The 13,962-nt window shown below is 67.7% G+C and carries 16 protein-coding genes; 9 read left to right on the top strand and 7 right to left on the bottom strand.

Annotation, left to right across the window (positions count from 1 at the left end; genetic code table 11):
* Positions 1 to 2: 2 nt before the first annotated feature.
* Positions 3 to 590, bottom strand: coding sequence for an FHA domain-containing protein (locus ABD231_RS07140; protein ID WP_344146903.1), 588 nt, complete (start codon positions 588 to 590; stop codon positions 3 to 5).
* A gap of 56 nt (positions 591 to 646) precedes the next feature.
* The gene (locus ABD231_RS07135; RefSeq protein WP_344146900.1) at positions 647 to 1,351 is read right to left on the bottom strand and encodes a hypothetical protein; all 705 of its coding nucleotides are present in this window, start codon (positions 1,349 to 1,351) and stop codon (positions 647 to 649) included.
* Between the two features lie 89 nt (positions 1,352 to 1,440).
* Between ABD231_RS07135 and ABD231_RS07130 the strand changes: the two genes are divergently transcribed.
* The 4 genes from ABD231_RS07130 to ABD231_RS07115 all read left to right on the top strand — a co-directional run bounded on the left by ABD231_RS07130 (position 1,441) and on the right by ABD231_RS07115 (position 3,596).
* On the top strand, positions 1,441 to 2,517 hold the full coding sequence (locus tag ABD231_RS07130; RefSeq protein ID WP_344146897.1) for an ATP-dependent DNA ligase: 1,077 nt from the start codon (positions 1,441 to 1,443) through the stop codon (positions 2,515 to 2,517).
* A complete protein-coding gene (locus tag ABD231_RS07125; protein ID WP_344146894.1) occupies positions 2,517 to 2,648 on the top strand; it encodes a hypothetical protein in 132 nt (43 codons plus the stop codon). Before ABD231_RS07130 ends, ABD231_RS07125 begins: the two co-directional genes overlap by 1 nt.
* Complete coding sequence (locus ABD231_RS07120; RefSeq protein ID WP_344147842.1) at positions 2,645 to 3,028, top strand: undecaprenyl diphosphate synthase family protein; 384 nt, start codon at positions 2,645 to 2,647, stop codon at positions 3,026 to 3,028. Before ABD231_RS07125 ends, ABD231_RS07120 begins: the two co-directional genes overlap by 4 nt.
* Positions 3,029 to 3,092: 64 nt before the next feature.
* Complete coding sequence (locus tag ABD231_RS07115; RefSeq protein ID WP_344146891.1) at positions 3,093 to 3,596, top strand: hypothetical protein; 504 nt, start codon at positions 3,093 to 3,095, stop codon at positions 3,594 to 3,596.
* On the opposite strand, the gene ABD231_RS07110 is transcribed toward ABD231_RS07115, so the two are convergent.
* Together ABD231_RS07110 and ABD231_RS07105 are read right to left on the bottom strand one after the other, a co-directional pair.
* Positions 3,593 to 3,769 (bottom strand): hypothetical protein, encoded by a 177-nt coding sequence (locus ABD231_RS07110; protein WP_344146888.1) that lies wholly within the window; start codon positions 3,767 to 3,769, stop codon positions 3,593 to 3,595. The genes ABD231_RS07115 and ABD231_RS07110 overlap by 4 nt on opposite strands.
* Positions 3,770 to 3,794: 25 nt before the next feature.
* Positions 3,795 to 5,672 (bottom strand): ABC transporter ATP-binding protein, encoded by a 1,878-nt coding sequence (locus ABD231_RS07105; RefSeq protein WP_344147839.1) that lies wholly within the window; start codon positions 5,670 to 5,672, stop codon positions 3,795 to 3,797.
* Positions 5,673 to 5,818: 146 nt separating this feature from the next.
* Here ABD231_RS07105 and ABD231_RS07100 point away from each other — a divergent pair, with 146 nt between their 5' ends.
* Genes ABD231_RS07100 through ABD231_RS07090 form a run of 3 tightly spaced genes read left to right on the top strand, consistent with a single transcriptional unit; the run spans position 5,819 to position 7,025 of the window.
* A complete protein-coding gene (locus tag ABD231_RS07100) occupies positions 5,819 to 6,250 on the top strand; it encodes an SRPBCC domain-containing protein (protein WP_344146885.1) in 432 nt (143 codons plus the stop codon).
* The gene (locus ABD231_RS07095; protein WP_344146883.1) at positions 6,250 to 6,582 is read left to right on the top strand and encodes an ArsR/SmtB family transcription factor; all 333 of its coding nucleotides are present in this window, start codon (positions 6,250 to 6,252) and stop codon (positions 6,580 to 6,582) included. The genes ABD231_RS07100 and ABD231_RS07095 overlap by 1 nt, the downstream gene beginning before the upstream one ends.
* Positions 6,583 to 6,587: 5 nt before the next feature.
* Positions 6,588 to 7,025, top strand: a complete 438-nt coding sequence (locus ABD231_RS07090) for an SRPBCC family protein (protein WP_344146880.1) — start codon at positions 6,588 to 6,590, stop codon at positions 7,023 to 7,025.
* 3 nt (positions 7,026 to 7,028) lie between these two features.
* Here ABD231_RS07090 and ABD231_RS07085 read toward each other — a convergent pair whose 3' ends face one another.
* Positions 7,029 to 7,799, bottom strand: coding sequence for an enoyl-CoA hydratase/isomerase family protein (locus tag ABD231_RS07085; RefSeq protein WP_344146877.1), 771 nt, complete (start codon positions 7,797 to 7,799; stop codon positions 7,029 to 7,031).
* Between the two features lie 24 nt (positions 7,800 to 7,823).
* On the bottom strand, positions 7,824 to 9,422 hold the full coding sequence (abc-f, locus tag ABD231_RS07080; protein WP_344146874.1) for a ribosomal protection-like ABC-F family protein: 1,599 nt from the start codon (positions 9,420 to 9,422) through the stop codon (positions 7,824 to 7,826).
* Positions 9,423 to 9,518: 96 nt separating this feature from the next.
* On the opposite strand from abc-f, the gene ypfJ reads away from it, so the two are divergent.
* A complete protein-coding gene (ypfJ, locus tag ABD231_RS07075; protein ID WP_344146872.1) occupies positions 9,519 to 10,418 on the top strand; it encodes a KPN_02809 family neutral zinc metallopeptidase in 900 nt (299 codons plus the stop codon).
* Positions 10,418 to 10,885 (top strand): hypothetical protein, encoded by a 468-nt coding sequence (locus ABD231_RS07070; RefSeq protein WP_344146869.1) that lies wholly within the window; start codon positions 10,418 to 10,420, stop codon positions 10,883 to 10,885. Before ypfJ ends, ABD231_RS07070 begins: the two co-directional genes overlap by 1 nt.
* Before the next feature lie 79 nt (positions 10,886 to 10,964).
* Here the strand turns inward: ABD231_RS07070 and ABD231_RS07065 are convergent, their stop codons facing one another.
* Positions 10,965 to 13,961, bottom strand: a complete 2,997-nt coding sequence (locus tag ABD231_RS07065) for an AfsR/SARP family transcriptional regulator (RefSeq protein ID WP_344146866.1) — start codon at positions 13,959 to 13,961, stop codon at positions 10,965 to 10,967.
* Position 13,962 lies beyond the last annotated feature (1 nt).

Genomic DNA, 13,962 nt, shown 5'->3' with positions numbered 1-13,962 from the left:
GACTATTCGGGTTCGTCGGTCCAGGTGAGGGTGAAGGTGATGGCGCCGAAGCGGAGGTGGTCGCCGGGGCGGACACGGACGGGGGTGGTGATGCGGCGGCCGTTGTGTTCGGTGCCGTTCATCGAGCCGAGGTCGCGGATCATCCAGCCGTCGCCGACGTGGCGGAGTTCGGCGTGGTAGCGGGAGACGGAGAGGTCGGCGAGGCGGAGGGTCGCGCCGGGACCGCGGCCGATGCGGACCGTCGGCGTACCGGCTGGGGGTAGGGCGAGGTTCTGGATCGGTACGGCGGGGAGTTCGCGCTTCGCCAGCGGGATCCCGAGGACGTCCTCGAGGCGGCGCCAGACGTTGACCCGCGCCAGCCGGGTGCGCGTGGTGCGCATCCAGCCGGCGATGCGAGGTTCGGGGCGGGGTAGATCGGTCAGGACCGAATCGAGCTCACCGCGGCTCTGGGCGCGCAGGACGAAGTTCATCCGGCGGATGAACGTGTCGTGCGACAACCGCCCGGAGCCGGCGCCCTCCCGCAGGACCGCGAGCGCGCGATCGCGCTCCGCGTCGGAAGGACGCGTGTTCACCAGCGGGAGCGGACCCATAGACGAAATTGTCGACGGCGATCGGCTCACTGTCCACAGACCTCGCGGGTCGCGCCTTACTTGTACTGGACCCGATCGGCCGCGTGGGCGTCGCCCTGGCTCAGTCCGATGTTCGACACGCCGACGACGAGGCGGTGGCCGGTGGCGTCGTTCCGATAGGTGACGTACGTCGAACCGGCCCCGGCATCAGCCGCGATCCGGCGCCACGACGAGCCGCCGGTCTTCGAGATCTTCGTCAGTGCCTTGGTGACATTCGGGGTTCCGTAGTACGCCATCCACTTCGTGTCACCGCGACCCCAGGCGCGGATCAGGTTGTCGGACCACTGCACCGGACCCCACGCCTTCGGTTCACCGACGAACCGCGCGCTCGTCGCGGCGTGCCAGCCGCCCGATCCGCGCAGGCCGACATTCTGTACGCCGACAGTGAGGTTCCCGCCGCGCGCGTCGTCGTGGTACGTCACGTAGATCGTCCCGGCAGCGCCTTGAGTGCCGACACGGCGCCAGTGGACACCGCCCGGAGTCGCCTGTGCGTTCAGTGCGCGGGCGGTCGCCGTACTGGCGTAGCAGGACGTGGCGGCCTGTTCGCCGCTACCCCACGCGCGGACGAGACGATCGGCGTACGTCACGGCGTCGACGTTCGCCACGGACTTGCCGCAGGCCGTCGCAGCGGTCGCCGGAGCGGCGCCACCGAGGACGAACGGCACGGTCACAGCGAGTGCGGCAGCCGTCCCGAGGAGCTTCTTCTGACCTTTGATGCGCATGATCAACCTCCCGAGTTGGTCAACATTTGCCTTCACCGGGTGAGACGCATCGGAGACCAATGGAGTTGGGCATAGGTGAGAATGGCCACATGGACCTGCCTGTGATGCCGCCGGTGAAGCCGATGCTCGCGAAACCCGTGAAGGGGATCCCGCGCGGGGAGCTGAGCTACGAACCCAAGTGGGACGGGTTCCGCTCGATCATCTTCCGCGACGGTGACGAGGTGGAGATCGGCAGCCGCAACGAGAAGCCGATGACGCGGTACTTCCCCGAGCTCGTCGAGGCGATCAAGGCGAACCTGCCGGAGCGCTGCGCGATCGACGGCGAGATCGTGGTGATCGGCGAGTCCGGCGACCGCCTCGACTTCGAGGTGCTGCAACAGCGGATCCATCCCGCCGCGAGCCGGGTGAACATGCTGTCCGAGAAGACGCCGGCCCGCTTCGTCGCCTTCGACCTGCTGGCGCTCGGCGACGACGACTACACCGAGCGCCCGTTCAGCGAACGCCGTACTGCGTTGCTGGAGGCGCTCGCCGATGCGAAGGAACCGATCCACATCACGCCCGCCACCACCGACCACGACACGGCCGGCCAGTGGTTCGAACAGTTCGAGGGCGCCGGGCTGGACGGGCTGATCGCGAAACCGCTCGACGGCCTCTACCTGCCGGACAAGCGGACCATGTTCAAGATCAAGCCCGAGCGTACGGCGGACTGCGTCGTCGCCGGCTACCGCCTCCACAAGAGCGGTCCCGACCGCATCGGTTCGCTACTACTCGGCCTCTACAACGAGGACGGCACGTTGGCAAGCGTCGGCGTCATCGGCGCCTTCCCCCTCGAACGCCGCAAGGAACTCTTCGTCGAGATGCAGGAACTCGTCACCACCTTCGACGACCACCCCTGGGCTTGGGCCAAGCAGGAGGAAGGCACCCGAACCCCACGCAACGCCGAAGGCAGCCGCTGGCAAGCCGGCAAGGACCTCTCCTTCACACCCCTCCGCCCCGAGCGCGTAGTCGAGGTCCGCTACGACCACATGGAAGGCGTCCGCTTCCGCCACACCGCCCAGTTCGTCCGCTGGCGCCCCGACCGCACCCCCGAGTCCTGCACCTACGAACAACTCGAAGAACCCCTCAAGTTCGACCTGGCCGACGTACTGACGAGCGCGACCAGCTGATGAACCTTCTCTACCGCCTCTACACCCACAAACTGCGCCGCCAACTCGCCGGCCTCCCCCAGCCGCAGCACGTCGCGATCGTCATGGACGGCAACCGGATCTCCTCCCGGATTCGACTGCCCGCGCGCTGAAGGAGGCCGTCGAGGCCACCCGGGATCGCCACGACGCCGGCGATCTGACGATTGCCATCGGCTACAGCGGCCGACTCGAGATGGTCGATGCGGTCCGCGGCGTACTGGACGAGGCCGCAGCGTCAGGTCGCGAGCTGTCTGAGGTGGCTGCGGAGCTGACCGAGGAGGACATCAGCCGGCACCTCTACGTGCCCGGTCTGCCCGACCCGGATCTGGTGATCCGGACCAGTGGCGAGCTGCGGATGTCGGACTTCCTGCTGTGGCAGGCGACCCGGTCAGATATCGAGTTCTGCGACCTCAACTGGCCGGCGTTTCGCGAGATCGACCTGCTGCGGGCGCTCCGGACGTACGGTCAGCGAGTTCTAGAACGATCCAGTTGAGCATGTGGGTGGCTAGTGGGGGCACTATGGGTGCATACCGACTGGTAGTGACCGGAGGTGCGCGATGTATGACGTCGTACTGCTCGTGGAACAGGAACTCTCGGAGCCGGACGCCAAGCGTGTGGTCGAACTGCACGAGGACATGCCTGATCAGGTGAAGTACCACGTGCTGGTGCCGTGTCACAACGCCGAGGCGGGGGTGGAAGCTTCGATCAGTGCGCTGGGGACGGCCGACTTGTATGGGCCGGGGCTGGCTACTCAGCGGCAGGATCTGGCGGAGGCGCAGAAGGCGATCGACAGTGAGGCCAAGGGATGCAGCGGCCGAAGTGTGCAGCGGCTGCGTGATCTTGGGAAGACGGCTGAGGGCGGGATCTCGCATGAGCGGCCGATCGATGCGTTGATCGCGACTGTGGATGCGGCGAAGGGTCAGGAGGTTGTGATCCTGACGCGGCCGCATGTGGTGGCGGAGTTCTTCCATTTGGACTGGACCAACTCGGCTCGCCGGCATCTCAAGGTTCCGGTGCTGCATCTGCTTGAGCACTCGTCGCAGAAGGAGAACGCCTCTTAGTGGTTCAGGAGGGCTGCGTAGGTGATCCCCGCGGCCAGTGCGCCGATCAGCAAGGACAGCGACGTGCGGAGTACGCGGTCGCCGACCTTGCCGTAGTGCTCACCGTCTTCGGAGTGGTAGGCGACCTTGTAGCCCGCGTACCCCGCAACGAGGACAAGCGCCAGCTTGATCACGCAGCTGCCTCCCGTTCCTGACGCGTCAGGTCAACGGTAGCGCGGTCTCCGCGAACTGGGTGTGATACAGATCGGCGTACTCGCCGTTGCGCGTGAGCAGTTGTTCGTGCGTGCCGCGTTCGACGATGTTGCCGTGGTCAACGACCAGGATCAGGTCGGCGTTGCGAACCGTCGACAACCGGTGCGCGATCACCAATGACGTCCGGCCTTCGAGCGCTGTGTCGAGCGCTTGCTGAACATGCACCTCGGACTCCGAATCCAGGTGTGCCGTCGCCTCATCCAGTACGACGATCTGCGGTGCCTTCAGCAACAACCGGGCAATCGCCAGCCGCTGCCGCTCACCACCGGACAACCGGTGACCGCGATCCCCGACGACCGTGTCCAGGCCGTCCGGCAGCGAGTCGACCAGGTCCCACACCTGCGCCGATCGCAACGCCTCGATCATCTCCTCGTCGGTCGCATCCGGCTTGGCGTAGATCAGGTTCGCGCGGATCGTGTCGTGGAACATGTGCGCGTCCTGCGTGACATATCCGATCCGATCGTGCAGCGACTGCAGCGTCACATCCCGTACGTCGGCTCCCCCGATCCGCACGGCTCCCCCGCTGACGTCGTACAGGCGGGCGACCAGGTTCGTGATCGTGGTCTTGCCGGCACCAGACGGGCCGACGAGCGCGACCATCTGACCAGGCTGTACGACGAAGTTCACGTCCTCCAGCACCTGAGCCGAGACGCGCTTGTCGAGGACGGCGACCGATTCGAGGCTCGCGAGGGACACCTCTTCGGCCGTCGGATAAGCGAACGCGACATGGTCGAACTCGACACTGGCTGCGTCCTTCGGCAGGTCGCGAGCGTCCGCAGCGTCGCGGATCATCGGCTCCAGATCGAGCACCTCGAAGACGCGCTCGAAGGAGACCAACGCGGTCATCACATCGACGCGGACATTCGACAACGCGGTCAGCGGACCGTACAGACGGCCGAGCAACGCAACCAGCGCGAGCAGGGTCCCAACGGTCAGGGTCTGACGGACGGCCAGGTTGCCACCGACGCCGTACACGAGGGCTGTGGCCAGCGCCGCGACCAGCGTCAGCGCGGTGAAGAACACCCGGCCGAGCATCGCGATCCGGATCCCGAGATCGCGCACCTGACCAGCGCGCTGACCGAACTCGCGGTTCTCGATCGAGGGCTGTCCGAAGAGCGTCACGAGCAGCGCACCGCCGACGCTGAACCGCTCGGTCATCGAGGTCGACATCGCGGCGTTCAGGTTCATCTGCTCGCGCGTCATCGCGGCCAACCGCCGGCCGAGGATGCGCGCCGGGATCAGGAACACCGGCAGCAACAGGATCGCGACCAGGGTCAGCTGCCAGCTCAGCACGAGCATCGCGCCGACGACGAGGATCAGGCTGATCACGTTCGAGACCACGCCTGACAGTGTTGAGGTGAAGGCCTGCTGAGCGCCGATCACGTCGTTGTTCAGCCGCGAGACCAGCGCACCGGTCTGCGTCCGGGTGAAGAAGGCGACCGGCATCCGCTGGACATGCGCGAACACCTTGGTGCGCAGGTCGAAGATGAGGCCTTCACCGATCCGCGCCGAGAACCAGCGCTGCATCAGCCCGAGCGCCGCCTCGACCACCGCGAGCCCGGCGACCACGAGGGCGAGCGCGGTCACCAGACCGCCGTTCCCCTTGATGATCCCGTCGTCCACGATCTTCTTGAACAGCAGTGGCGAGGCGATCACCAGGACCGCCGCCACGATCACCAGCAGCAGGAACAGCGTGATCTGCCACTTGTACGGCTTCGCGAACGCGGCGATCCGCCGCAACGTCCCCTTGGCCAGCTTCTGGTCCTTGACCGACGAGTCCATCCGCCGCCAGCTGGCGCCACCCATCGGCATCCCGCCGCCCATGCCCGACATCCGGACTCCTCCCTGTTGAACCTGCACAACACTTCAGGTCGCGCGGTTCTTCCGACCTGCAACCAACGGTTGCGCATTGCCGTCGGTTCCCCTAGAGTCATATGCAACAAAAGGTTGCGAAAGAAACGGTGGAACCGATGACGCGAAGCATTACACGTGAACTCCGGATCGACGCCTCCCCGGAGGTCGTCTACGAGGTGATCAGTACGCCGGAGCACCTCCGCGAGTGGTGGCCGGACGAGGCCGACGTGAAGGCCTCCCCCGGTTCGGTCGGCACCGTCTCGTTCGGCGCGGACAACGTCGTACCGCTGACCGTCGTCGAGGCCGACCCGCCGCGGCGGTTCTCGTTCCGCTGGGCGCACCCCGTGGACGAGGCGGCCAGTGCGGCCAACTCGCTGCTCGCGACCTTCGATCTGATCCCGGACGGCGACGGCACGCTGCTGCGGTTCGCCGAGACCGGGTTCGACGAAGCCGGTCGCTCCGACGACGAGTTCAAGGACCACACGAGCGGCTGGGACTACTTCCTGCCCCGGCTGACGCCGTACGCCGCGCGGGTTGCCGGCGCGTAATGGCCGTCGACAACGAGCTGTGGTCCGCCATCGGCGACCCGACCCGGCGGGAGATGCTCGACCTCCTGCTGGCCTCCGGCGGCGGTACGGCGACCTCGCTCAGCGACCGATTGCCGGTCACCCGACAGGCAGTCGCGAAGCATCTCGGCGTACTGGAACGTATTGGTCTCGTGCATGCCACGACCGCCGGACGCGAACGCGTCTACACGGTCGACGAAGACCAACTGGCCCGCGCGGTAGCGCAACTCTCGACCGTCCGCGATGCCTGGGACGGTCGCCTGCAACGCATCAAGCGGATGGCGGAAACCATCCAACAGACCCGAAAGAGGTAACGCACATGGTGGACATCCTGCACAGAGTCGGCGTGGTCGGTTCGGTCGACGACGTCTACAAGGCCCTCGACACCATCGACGGGCTCGCCGCCTGGTGGACCTTGGACACCAAGGTCACCGCCGACGGCGCCATCCAGTTCCGCTTCGGCGAGGCCGGCGGATTCGACATGAAGGTCGTGGAAACCGAGCCCGGCAAGCTGGTGCGCTGGGAGGTCGTCGACGGTCCGGAGGAATGGATCGGCACGCACGTCCGCTTCGACCTCCACCAGGAGGACGACTTCGCGATCATCATGTTCCGCCACGAGGGTTGGCGGGAGGTCGTCCCGTTCATGTACCACTGCAGCACGAAGTGGGCGACGTTCCTGATGAGCCTGAAGCACCTCGTCGAGACCGGCACGGGCGAGCCCGCGCCGAACGACGTACAGGTCAGCAACTGGCACTGAGGCTTAGCCGAAGGCGGCCAGGAGCTCCTTGAGCCGACGCTCCTGCGCAGCGCCTTCGGCCTTGAGCTGATCGGCGTACGGGCGATCGGCGGCACCGAGTAGCAGTGCCTTCGTCTCCCGGACCGCACCGGCGAGCGGCGTCAGGACGGCGTCGGTCAGGTCCTTGACGGTCCCGGCGAGCTCCTCAGCCGGTACGACGATGTTCGCGAGGCCGATCTCCTTCGCCTCAGCCGCCTCGACCCAGCGGGTGGTCGCGCAAATCTCGAGGGCCCTCGAGTACCCGACGAGCTGGACCAGCGGCTGCGTGCCACCGAGGTCAGGCACCAGCCCGAGCGCCGGCTCACGCATGCTGAACTTCGCGTCCGGCGTGAGAACGCGCAGGTCACAGGCGAGCGCGAGCTGGAAACCGGCGCCGACCGCGTGGCCCTGGACGGCCGCGATGCTGATGATGTTCGGGTTCCGCAGCCAGGAGAAGCCGGCCTGGAACTCGGCGACGATCTCGTAGACCTCCTCGGTCGGCTTCGCGCCGAGGCTGAGCAGCGGCTCCTCGCCCTGGTCGTTCTCACCCATGATGAGTCGCCGGTCCAGACCCGCCGAGAACGACTGGCCCTCCCCCGACAGCACGACCACGCGGACGTCGTCCGGCAGCGACCGGCCGAAATCGGCCAGCGCACGCCACATCGCCGGGGTCTGCGCGTTGCGCACCTCCGGCCGGTCCAGTACGACGCGCGCCACCGGGCCATCCACCGAGAACCGCAGTCCGAGATCAGTCATGCGCCGTACATTACTGGATAGTAATTAAGCGAGCGAGACCAGATCGGCGTAGTCGTTGGTCCAGAGGTCCTCGACACCGTCCGGGAGCAGCAGCACCCGCTCCGGCTCCAGCGCCTGGACCGCGCCCTCGTCGTGGGTGACCAGCACGATCGCGCCCTTGTACGAGCGGATCGCGTTCAGGACCTCTTCACGCGAGGCAGGGTCGAGGTTGTTGGTGGGCTCGTCGAGGAGCAGGACGTTGGCCGCCGAGACGACCAGCGTGGCGAGCGCGAGCCGGGTCTTCTCACCACCGGACAGCACACTGGCCGGCTTGTCGGCGTCATCGCCCGAGAACAGGAACGCGCCGAGCACGCTGCGCGCCTGGGTCTCGTTGAGATCCGGGGCGGCGGTCTTCATGTTCTCGATGACCGTCCGGTTCACGTCCAGGGTCTCGTGCTCCTGGGCGTAGTACCCGAGCTTGAGGCCGTGGCCGTCGATCACCTCGCCGGTGTCCGACTTCTCGATCCCGGACAGCACCCGCAGCAGCGTGGTCTTGCCGGCACCGTTCAGCCCCAGTACGACGACGCGCGAACCGCGGTCGATCGCCAGGTCGACGTCGGTGAAAATCTCCAGCGAGCCGTAGGACTTCGACAGCTCCTTCGCCATCAACGGCGTCTTGCCGCACGGCGCCGGCGACGGGAACGCGATCTTCGCGACGCGGTCGGAACGACGCTCGTCCTCGAGCCCCGACATCAACTGCTCGGCACGCTTCAGCATCTGCTGCGCAGCCGTGGCCTTGGTCGCCTTGGCGCGCATCTTGTTCGCCTGGTCGACCAGCTGGCTGGCCTTCTTCTCGGCGTTCGAGCGCTCCCGCTTACGACGGCGCTCGTCCTGCTCGCGCTGCGTCAGGTAGACCTTCCAGCCGACGTTGTAGACGTCGATCTCGGCCCGGTTCGCATCCAGGTGGAAGACCCGGGTGACCGTCTCCTCGAGCAGGTTCACATCGTGGCTGATCATGATCACGCCACCGGCGTACGACTTCAGGAAGTCGCGCAGCCAGACGATCGAGTCCGCGTCGAGGTGGTTGGTCGGCTCGTCGAGCAGCAGCGTCTCCGCCTGCGCGAACAGGATCCGCGCCAGCTCGACCCGCCGCCGCTGACCACCCGACAACGTGCCGAGCGGCTGCCCGAGTACGCGATCCGGCAGGCCCAGGTTCGCCGCGATCCGAGCGGCCTCCGACTCAGCGGCGTACCCGCCGGCCGCATGCAGCTCGGCCTCGGCCCGCTCGTAGCGCCGCATCCCCTTCGCGCGCGTCTTCTCGTCCGCGCTGGCCATCGACTTCTCCGCGCTGCGCATCCGGTGGACGACCTCGTCCAGCCCACGAGCCGACAGAATCCGGTCCCGCGCCAGTACGTCGAGATCGCCCGTCCGCGGGTCCTGCGGCAGATATCCGATCTCGCCCGACTTCGTCACCGACCCACTCGCCGGCAACCCCTCACCGGCCAGGATCTTGGTCAACGTCGTCTTACCGGCGCCGTTCCGCCCGACCAGCCCGACCTTGTCGCCCGGCCCCACCCGGAACGACGCCGGGGAGAGCAACTGACGAGCACCAACGCGTACCTCGAGATTGGAAGCAGTAATCATCGCGGTGGCAGGTGTCCTCAGGGGTCGAAGTAGCGGTCGGCGGCGCGGAGTCACGACACGGCAACAACCCTCGCTCTGAGGACTAGTGTATGTGCTGTGAAATTCAATCCGGACGCGGATCTCGATACCAGCGGTATCGAGGACACCCGCGGCAGTGGCGGTGGACGCGGCGGCGGGCTCCCCGGCGGGATGATTCCGGTCGGCGGCGGCATCGGCGGCCTGATTCTGCTGGTCGTCATCGTCCTGCTGAACGGCGGTATCCCCGGCCTCGGCAGCGACGGCACCGGCGAACCCACCAGCCAGAACACCGGCCCCGGCAGCCTGAACGCCTGCAAGAACGTCACCACGAGCAAGGACTGCCGCTTCGTGGCCGACCAGAACTCCATCGAGGGCTTCTGGTCCACCGAACTCCCCCGCCGCGGCAAGAAGTACATTCCCGCCCCCATGCGCGTCTTCGAAGGCCAGGTCAGCACCGGCTGCGGCCCCGCCACCAGCGCGGTCGGCCCCTTCTACTGCCCGCCCGACAAGCGCGTCTACCTGGAGCTCGGCTTCTTCAAGACCCTCGAGACCGAGCTCGGCGCCCAAGGCGGCGACTTCGCCGAGGCCTATGTGATCGCCCACGAGTACGGCCACCACATCCAGAACCTCTACGGCATCCTCGGCCGCATCAAGACCCGCACCGGCCCCACCTCGGACTCCGTCCGCTCCGAGCTCCAAGCCGACTGTCTGGCCGGCATCTGGACCAACCACGCCACCACGGTCCCGAACAAGAACGGCAAACCCTTCATCCTCGAACTCACCGAGGACGACATCACCCGCGGCCTCGACGCCGCCGCCTCCGTCGGCGACGACCGCATCCAGTCCAAAACCCAAGGCCAGGTCAACCCCGAGTCCTTCAGCCACGGCACCGCCGAACAACGCATGCGCTGGTTCAAGACCGGCCTGGACTCCGGCGACATGACCGCCTGCGACACCTGGTCCGCCAGCACTCTGTAGTGAGCGACGACATCCTGTCGGTCATCCCGGCCGACCCGAACTGGCAGCCCGACCAGGCCGCCGCCGACCGCTTGGCCGCGCTCGCGACCGAACTCTCACCCCGCATCCCGAACGGCACCGACGTCCGCGTCGAAGCCACCTGGTACGACGCCCTCACCGCGATCGACCCCGGCGAGTGCCTCGAGACCATCACCTGCCCACTCTGCGCGGCCGCGATCGACCTCCAGTGGTGGGCCGACGTACTGGAACGAAACCTCGGCCCCACCTTCACAACCCTCGCCACCACAACCCCGTGCTGCGCCGCCGCAACCACCCTCGACGCCCTCCACTTCGACGAACCCTGCGGCTTCGCCCGCTTCGAGCTAGCCATCTGGAACGCCGACCGCGAATCCTTCACCTCCACCGAACTAGCAACCCTCGCAACCGCCCTCGGCCACCCAGTCCGTCAGATCCGCGCCCACATCTGAGCTGGGTACGCCAGGACGCCGTACCAGGCAAAGGAAACCGCCCTGCACCGAGTGGTGCAGGGCGGTTCGGTTTGCTGGGTCAGGCGACCTGGGCGGGGCGGTGGTAGCCGGGGAGGAGTTCGTCGACCAGGGCGTCGGTTTCGGACTCCGGGCCTCGGGGGCCGCCGTGTTTGGAGAGGGCGGCGTAGAGCTGGGTGGCTACGTTGGTGACGTCCTGGGTGGAGCCGAAGTGGGCGGCCAGGCGGAGGGTGGCTCGCCAGAGGTCCTCGGAGGCCGGGGAGAAGCTGAGGCCGGTTTGGAGGGCTGTGCGGGCGGTTTGGCCGTCGTTGTGGGTGAGGGAGGCTTCGGCGAGCTTGAGGGCTGCGTCGACCACTGCCTCGACCATGCGGCGTTCGATGCCGGAGGCGGCCAGCCAGGAGTAGCGGCCGGCTGGGATGTCCGCCCAGGCGGGGCCGTGGACGAGGCTGAGGGCGGTGGAGAGGGCTGCTCTCGGGTCCTCTTGCATCGTCGACTGCTTGGCCAGGGTGCGGAAGACGTCCCAGTCGACGCGGACGATGCTGCGGTTCAGCATCCAGCGGCCGGACTCGTCGGCGTACATGGCGTCGTTGCCGACCCAGCGGCGGGTGTGCTCCAGGGCGGAGTCACGCAGTTCGTCGCTGATGCCACGGGGCCAGATGGCGCCGGCCAGCACGTTCGGGTGGACGCCGTAGTCCTGGCTGGCCAGGAAGGCGATGATCTCGGTGGAGAGCGTGACACGGCCGTCGTCGATGGGGCCGCGGGCGTCCACCTCGACCGGGCCGAGCAGGTCGACCTCGACCGGCGCGGGCAGGCTCAGGTCGGTGGTCGAGAACTCGTACGCCGGCATGTTCTGCTCGGTACGGCGCTTGTCGAGCGCGTCCGACTCGGCGGCGTCGAAGAGGGCGACCAGCTCGCTGACCTGCTCCGGCGTGACCGTGTGTGCCTCGACCTCGAGGCCGAGCAGGCGGCAGACGGCCTGGTTCTTCTCGTCGACGACGAACCGCCACGGCGAGTTCATCACGTCGCCGACCACGACGACCGCGATGCCACGCTTCTGGTCCCCGGCGAGCCGGTTCAGCAGGTCCTGCTCCTCGGCCGACGGCGGGGCCGAGACGAAGATGATCTCCGCACCCCACAACACCGAGTCCGGGTGAGCAGTCCGGGCCTCGGCGACCGAGGCGACGTTCCGCCGTTCGCAGGCCTGGACCTGGGCGTCGGTACGGCGGCTCACCTCGGCGAGCGCGGCGTCGAGCCGGACCCAGTAGCTCAGGCGGCCGGGAGCCAGCGACGACAGGTCGTCACCGAACCCGACCATACTCACGTGCGCACCCTCGGACCAGAGGTTCGTCGCGAGCTCGACGGCCAGCGAACCGACCACGTCGCGCGCGGCGGAGTTGACGCCACCGAAGCTGACGATGCCGTTCGCGGTGTCGAGGTCGACGAGCACGGTCGCACCGTCGGCGTTCTGACCGATGGTGACGAGCGTCGGGTACGGCGCCGGCGCGGTGATCTCACCGGTCGGGGCGTAGGCGCGGCGCAGCGTCCAGCGGGTGCCCTCGGCAATCGCCTGCCAGGGGCCAGGAGGCGCAGCCTGCGCCTCGTACGGGTCGAGAACCAGCGTGAGCGCGCTCGTCGTCACCAGGGCGGCGACGACCTTCGGCATCGGTCGCTGGGACTTGGCCATGTCCGCGCCGAGCTGACGCAGTGCGGCGTCCACGAACTGCGCGGTCGGGATGTCGGAAGCCAGCCGCAGACCGACCTCGGTCTGCCGGTGACCGGCCGCCTTCGGACCCGGCCCCTGCGCCCAGCCCCGGCGGCGCTTCAGCGCCAGCGCGAGACCGGCGGCAAGCAGAGTCCCACCGAAGCCGTAGATGCCGGCCTGCGTCAGGTCGAAGCCCTGGTCAGCCGCAACCGGCACAACCTCGGGCACCTTGGTACCACCCGCGGCCGGGTCGCCCGGCTGGGACTCCCCCACCTTCGGGTCGTGCGCGGGCGTCCCCGTGTTCGGGTCGCCCGGCTTGATGTTCTTTGCACCCGGGTCGCCCGCGACGCTGCCGATCGTGACGCCCGAGCCGGGCTCGATCCCCTGCTCGGCCCAACGACCACCCTGCTCAGGGGTCGCGACCTTGGTGGGCTTGACCACCGGGTTCGTCTTCGTCACCGTCTTGGTGGGCTTGACCGTCGGCTTGACCTCCTGGGTCTTGCCGGGCTGGTCGATGTTCACCCGAACCGTGTGCACGCCGGCGCCCTTGGCGTCCGCGGGCAGGCGCACCTGCCAGCCCGGCATGATCAGATCCGGGTTGGTGAGGCGGCGGCCGTCCGGCTGCAGCTTGTTCTTGTTGAGGTCGTAGATCTCCTTGTACCGCCGACCCTCACCCAGATACCGCTCGGCGATATCCCACAGGCAGTCGTAGTTCCGCCCATGCGGCGGCCGGACCTCCGTGTACTTGACGACCTGACCCTTCTGGTCGTTGTTCGTCCGTACGCCGGTAGTCGTCTTCGTCCCCTGCTGCGCAGAACCGGAGAGCACGCTGCTCCGCTGCTCGGTCTGCCGGAACGAGGAACCGGACTCGTGCTCACCGCCTTGGACGACGGAAACCGAAGTCGGAACCGTGCCCGGGCTGGTGGTGACGGCGCTGGCAACCGGAAGGCTCACGCTGGCCGCGCCGGCGATCAGTACGACGGTGGAGATCAGCCGGCGAGCTAGTGTCTGCGAACCACCGCCGAGGGGGATCCGTGGTGACAACCCATGCCCTCGAATCTCGGACACGGCCTCGACCAGCAGGCAGACCACGAAATGCAGCCACGCCACCCAGATGATGAACGCGAAGATCCCGAGCACCGCCCGGATGTCGAGCTCGTCGAACAGCACGTTCCACTTCGGCATCTGGTCCGGCCACGGCGTCCCGAAGAAGCGCAGGAGCACATAAGGCACCCCACCAACGATCGCCACGATCGCCAGCAGCGCCACGAACCCCTTCAGCCGATCCGCACCCGGACTGGCCGACCGCTGCTGCGGCAACCGCGCCGACCGAACCGGCTCACCGGTCTTCACCATG

Origin of the sequence: Kribbella yunnanensis (genome assembly GCF_039529655.1) — a bacterium.
In the GTDB taxonomy this organism is placed as follows: Bacteria; Actinomycetota; Actinomycetes; order Propionibacteriales; family Kribbellaceae; genus Kribbella; species Kribbella yunnanensis.
The sequence above is the reverse complement of the archived record's forward strand: the minus strand, read 5'-3'. Positions and strand labels throughout refer to the sequence as shown.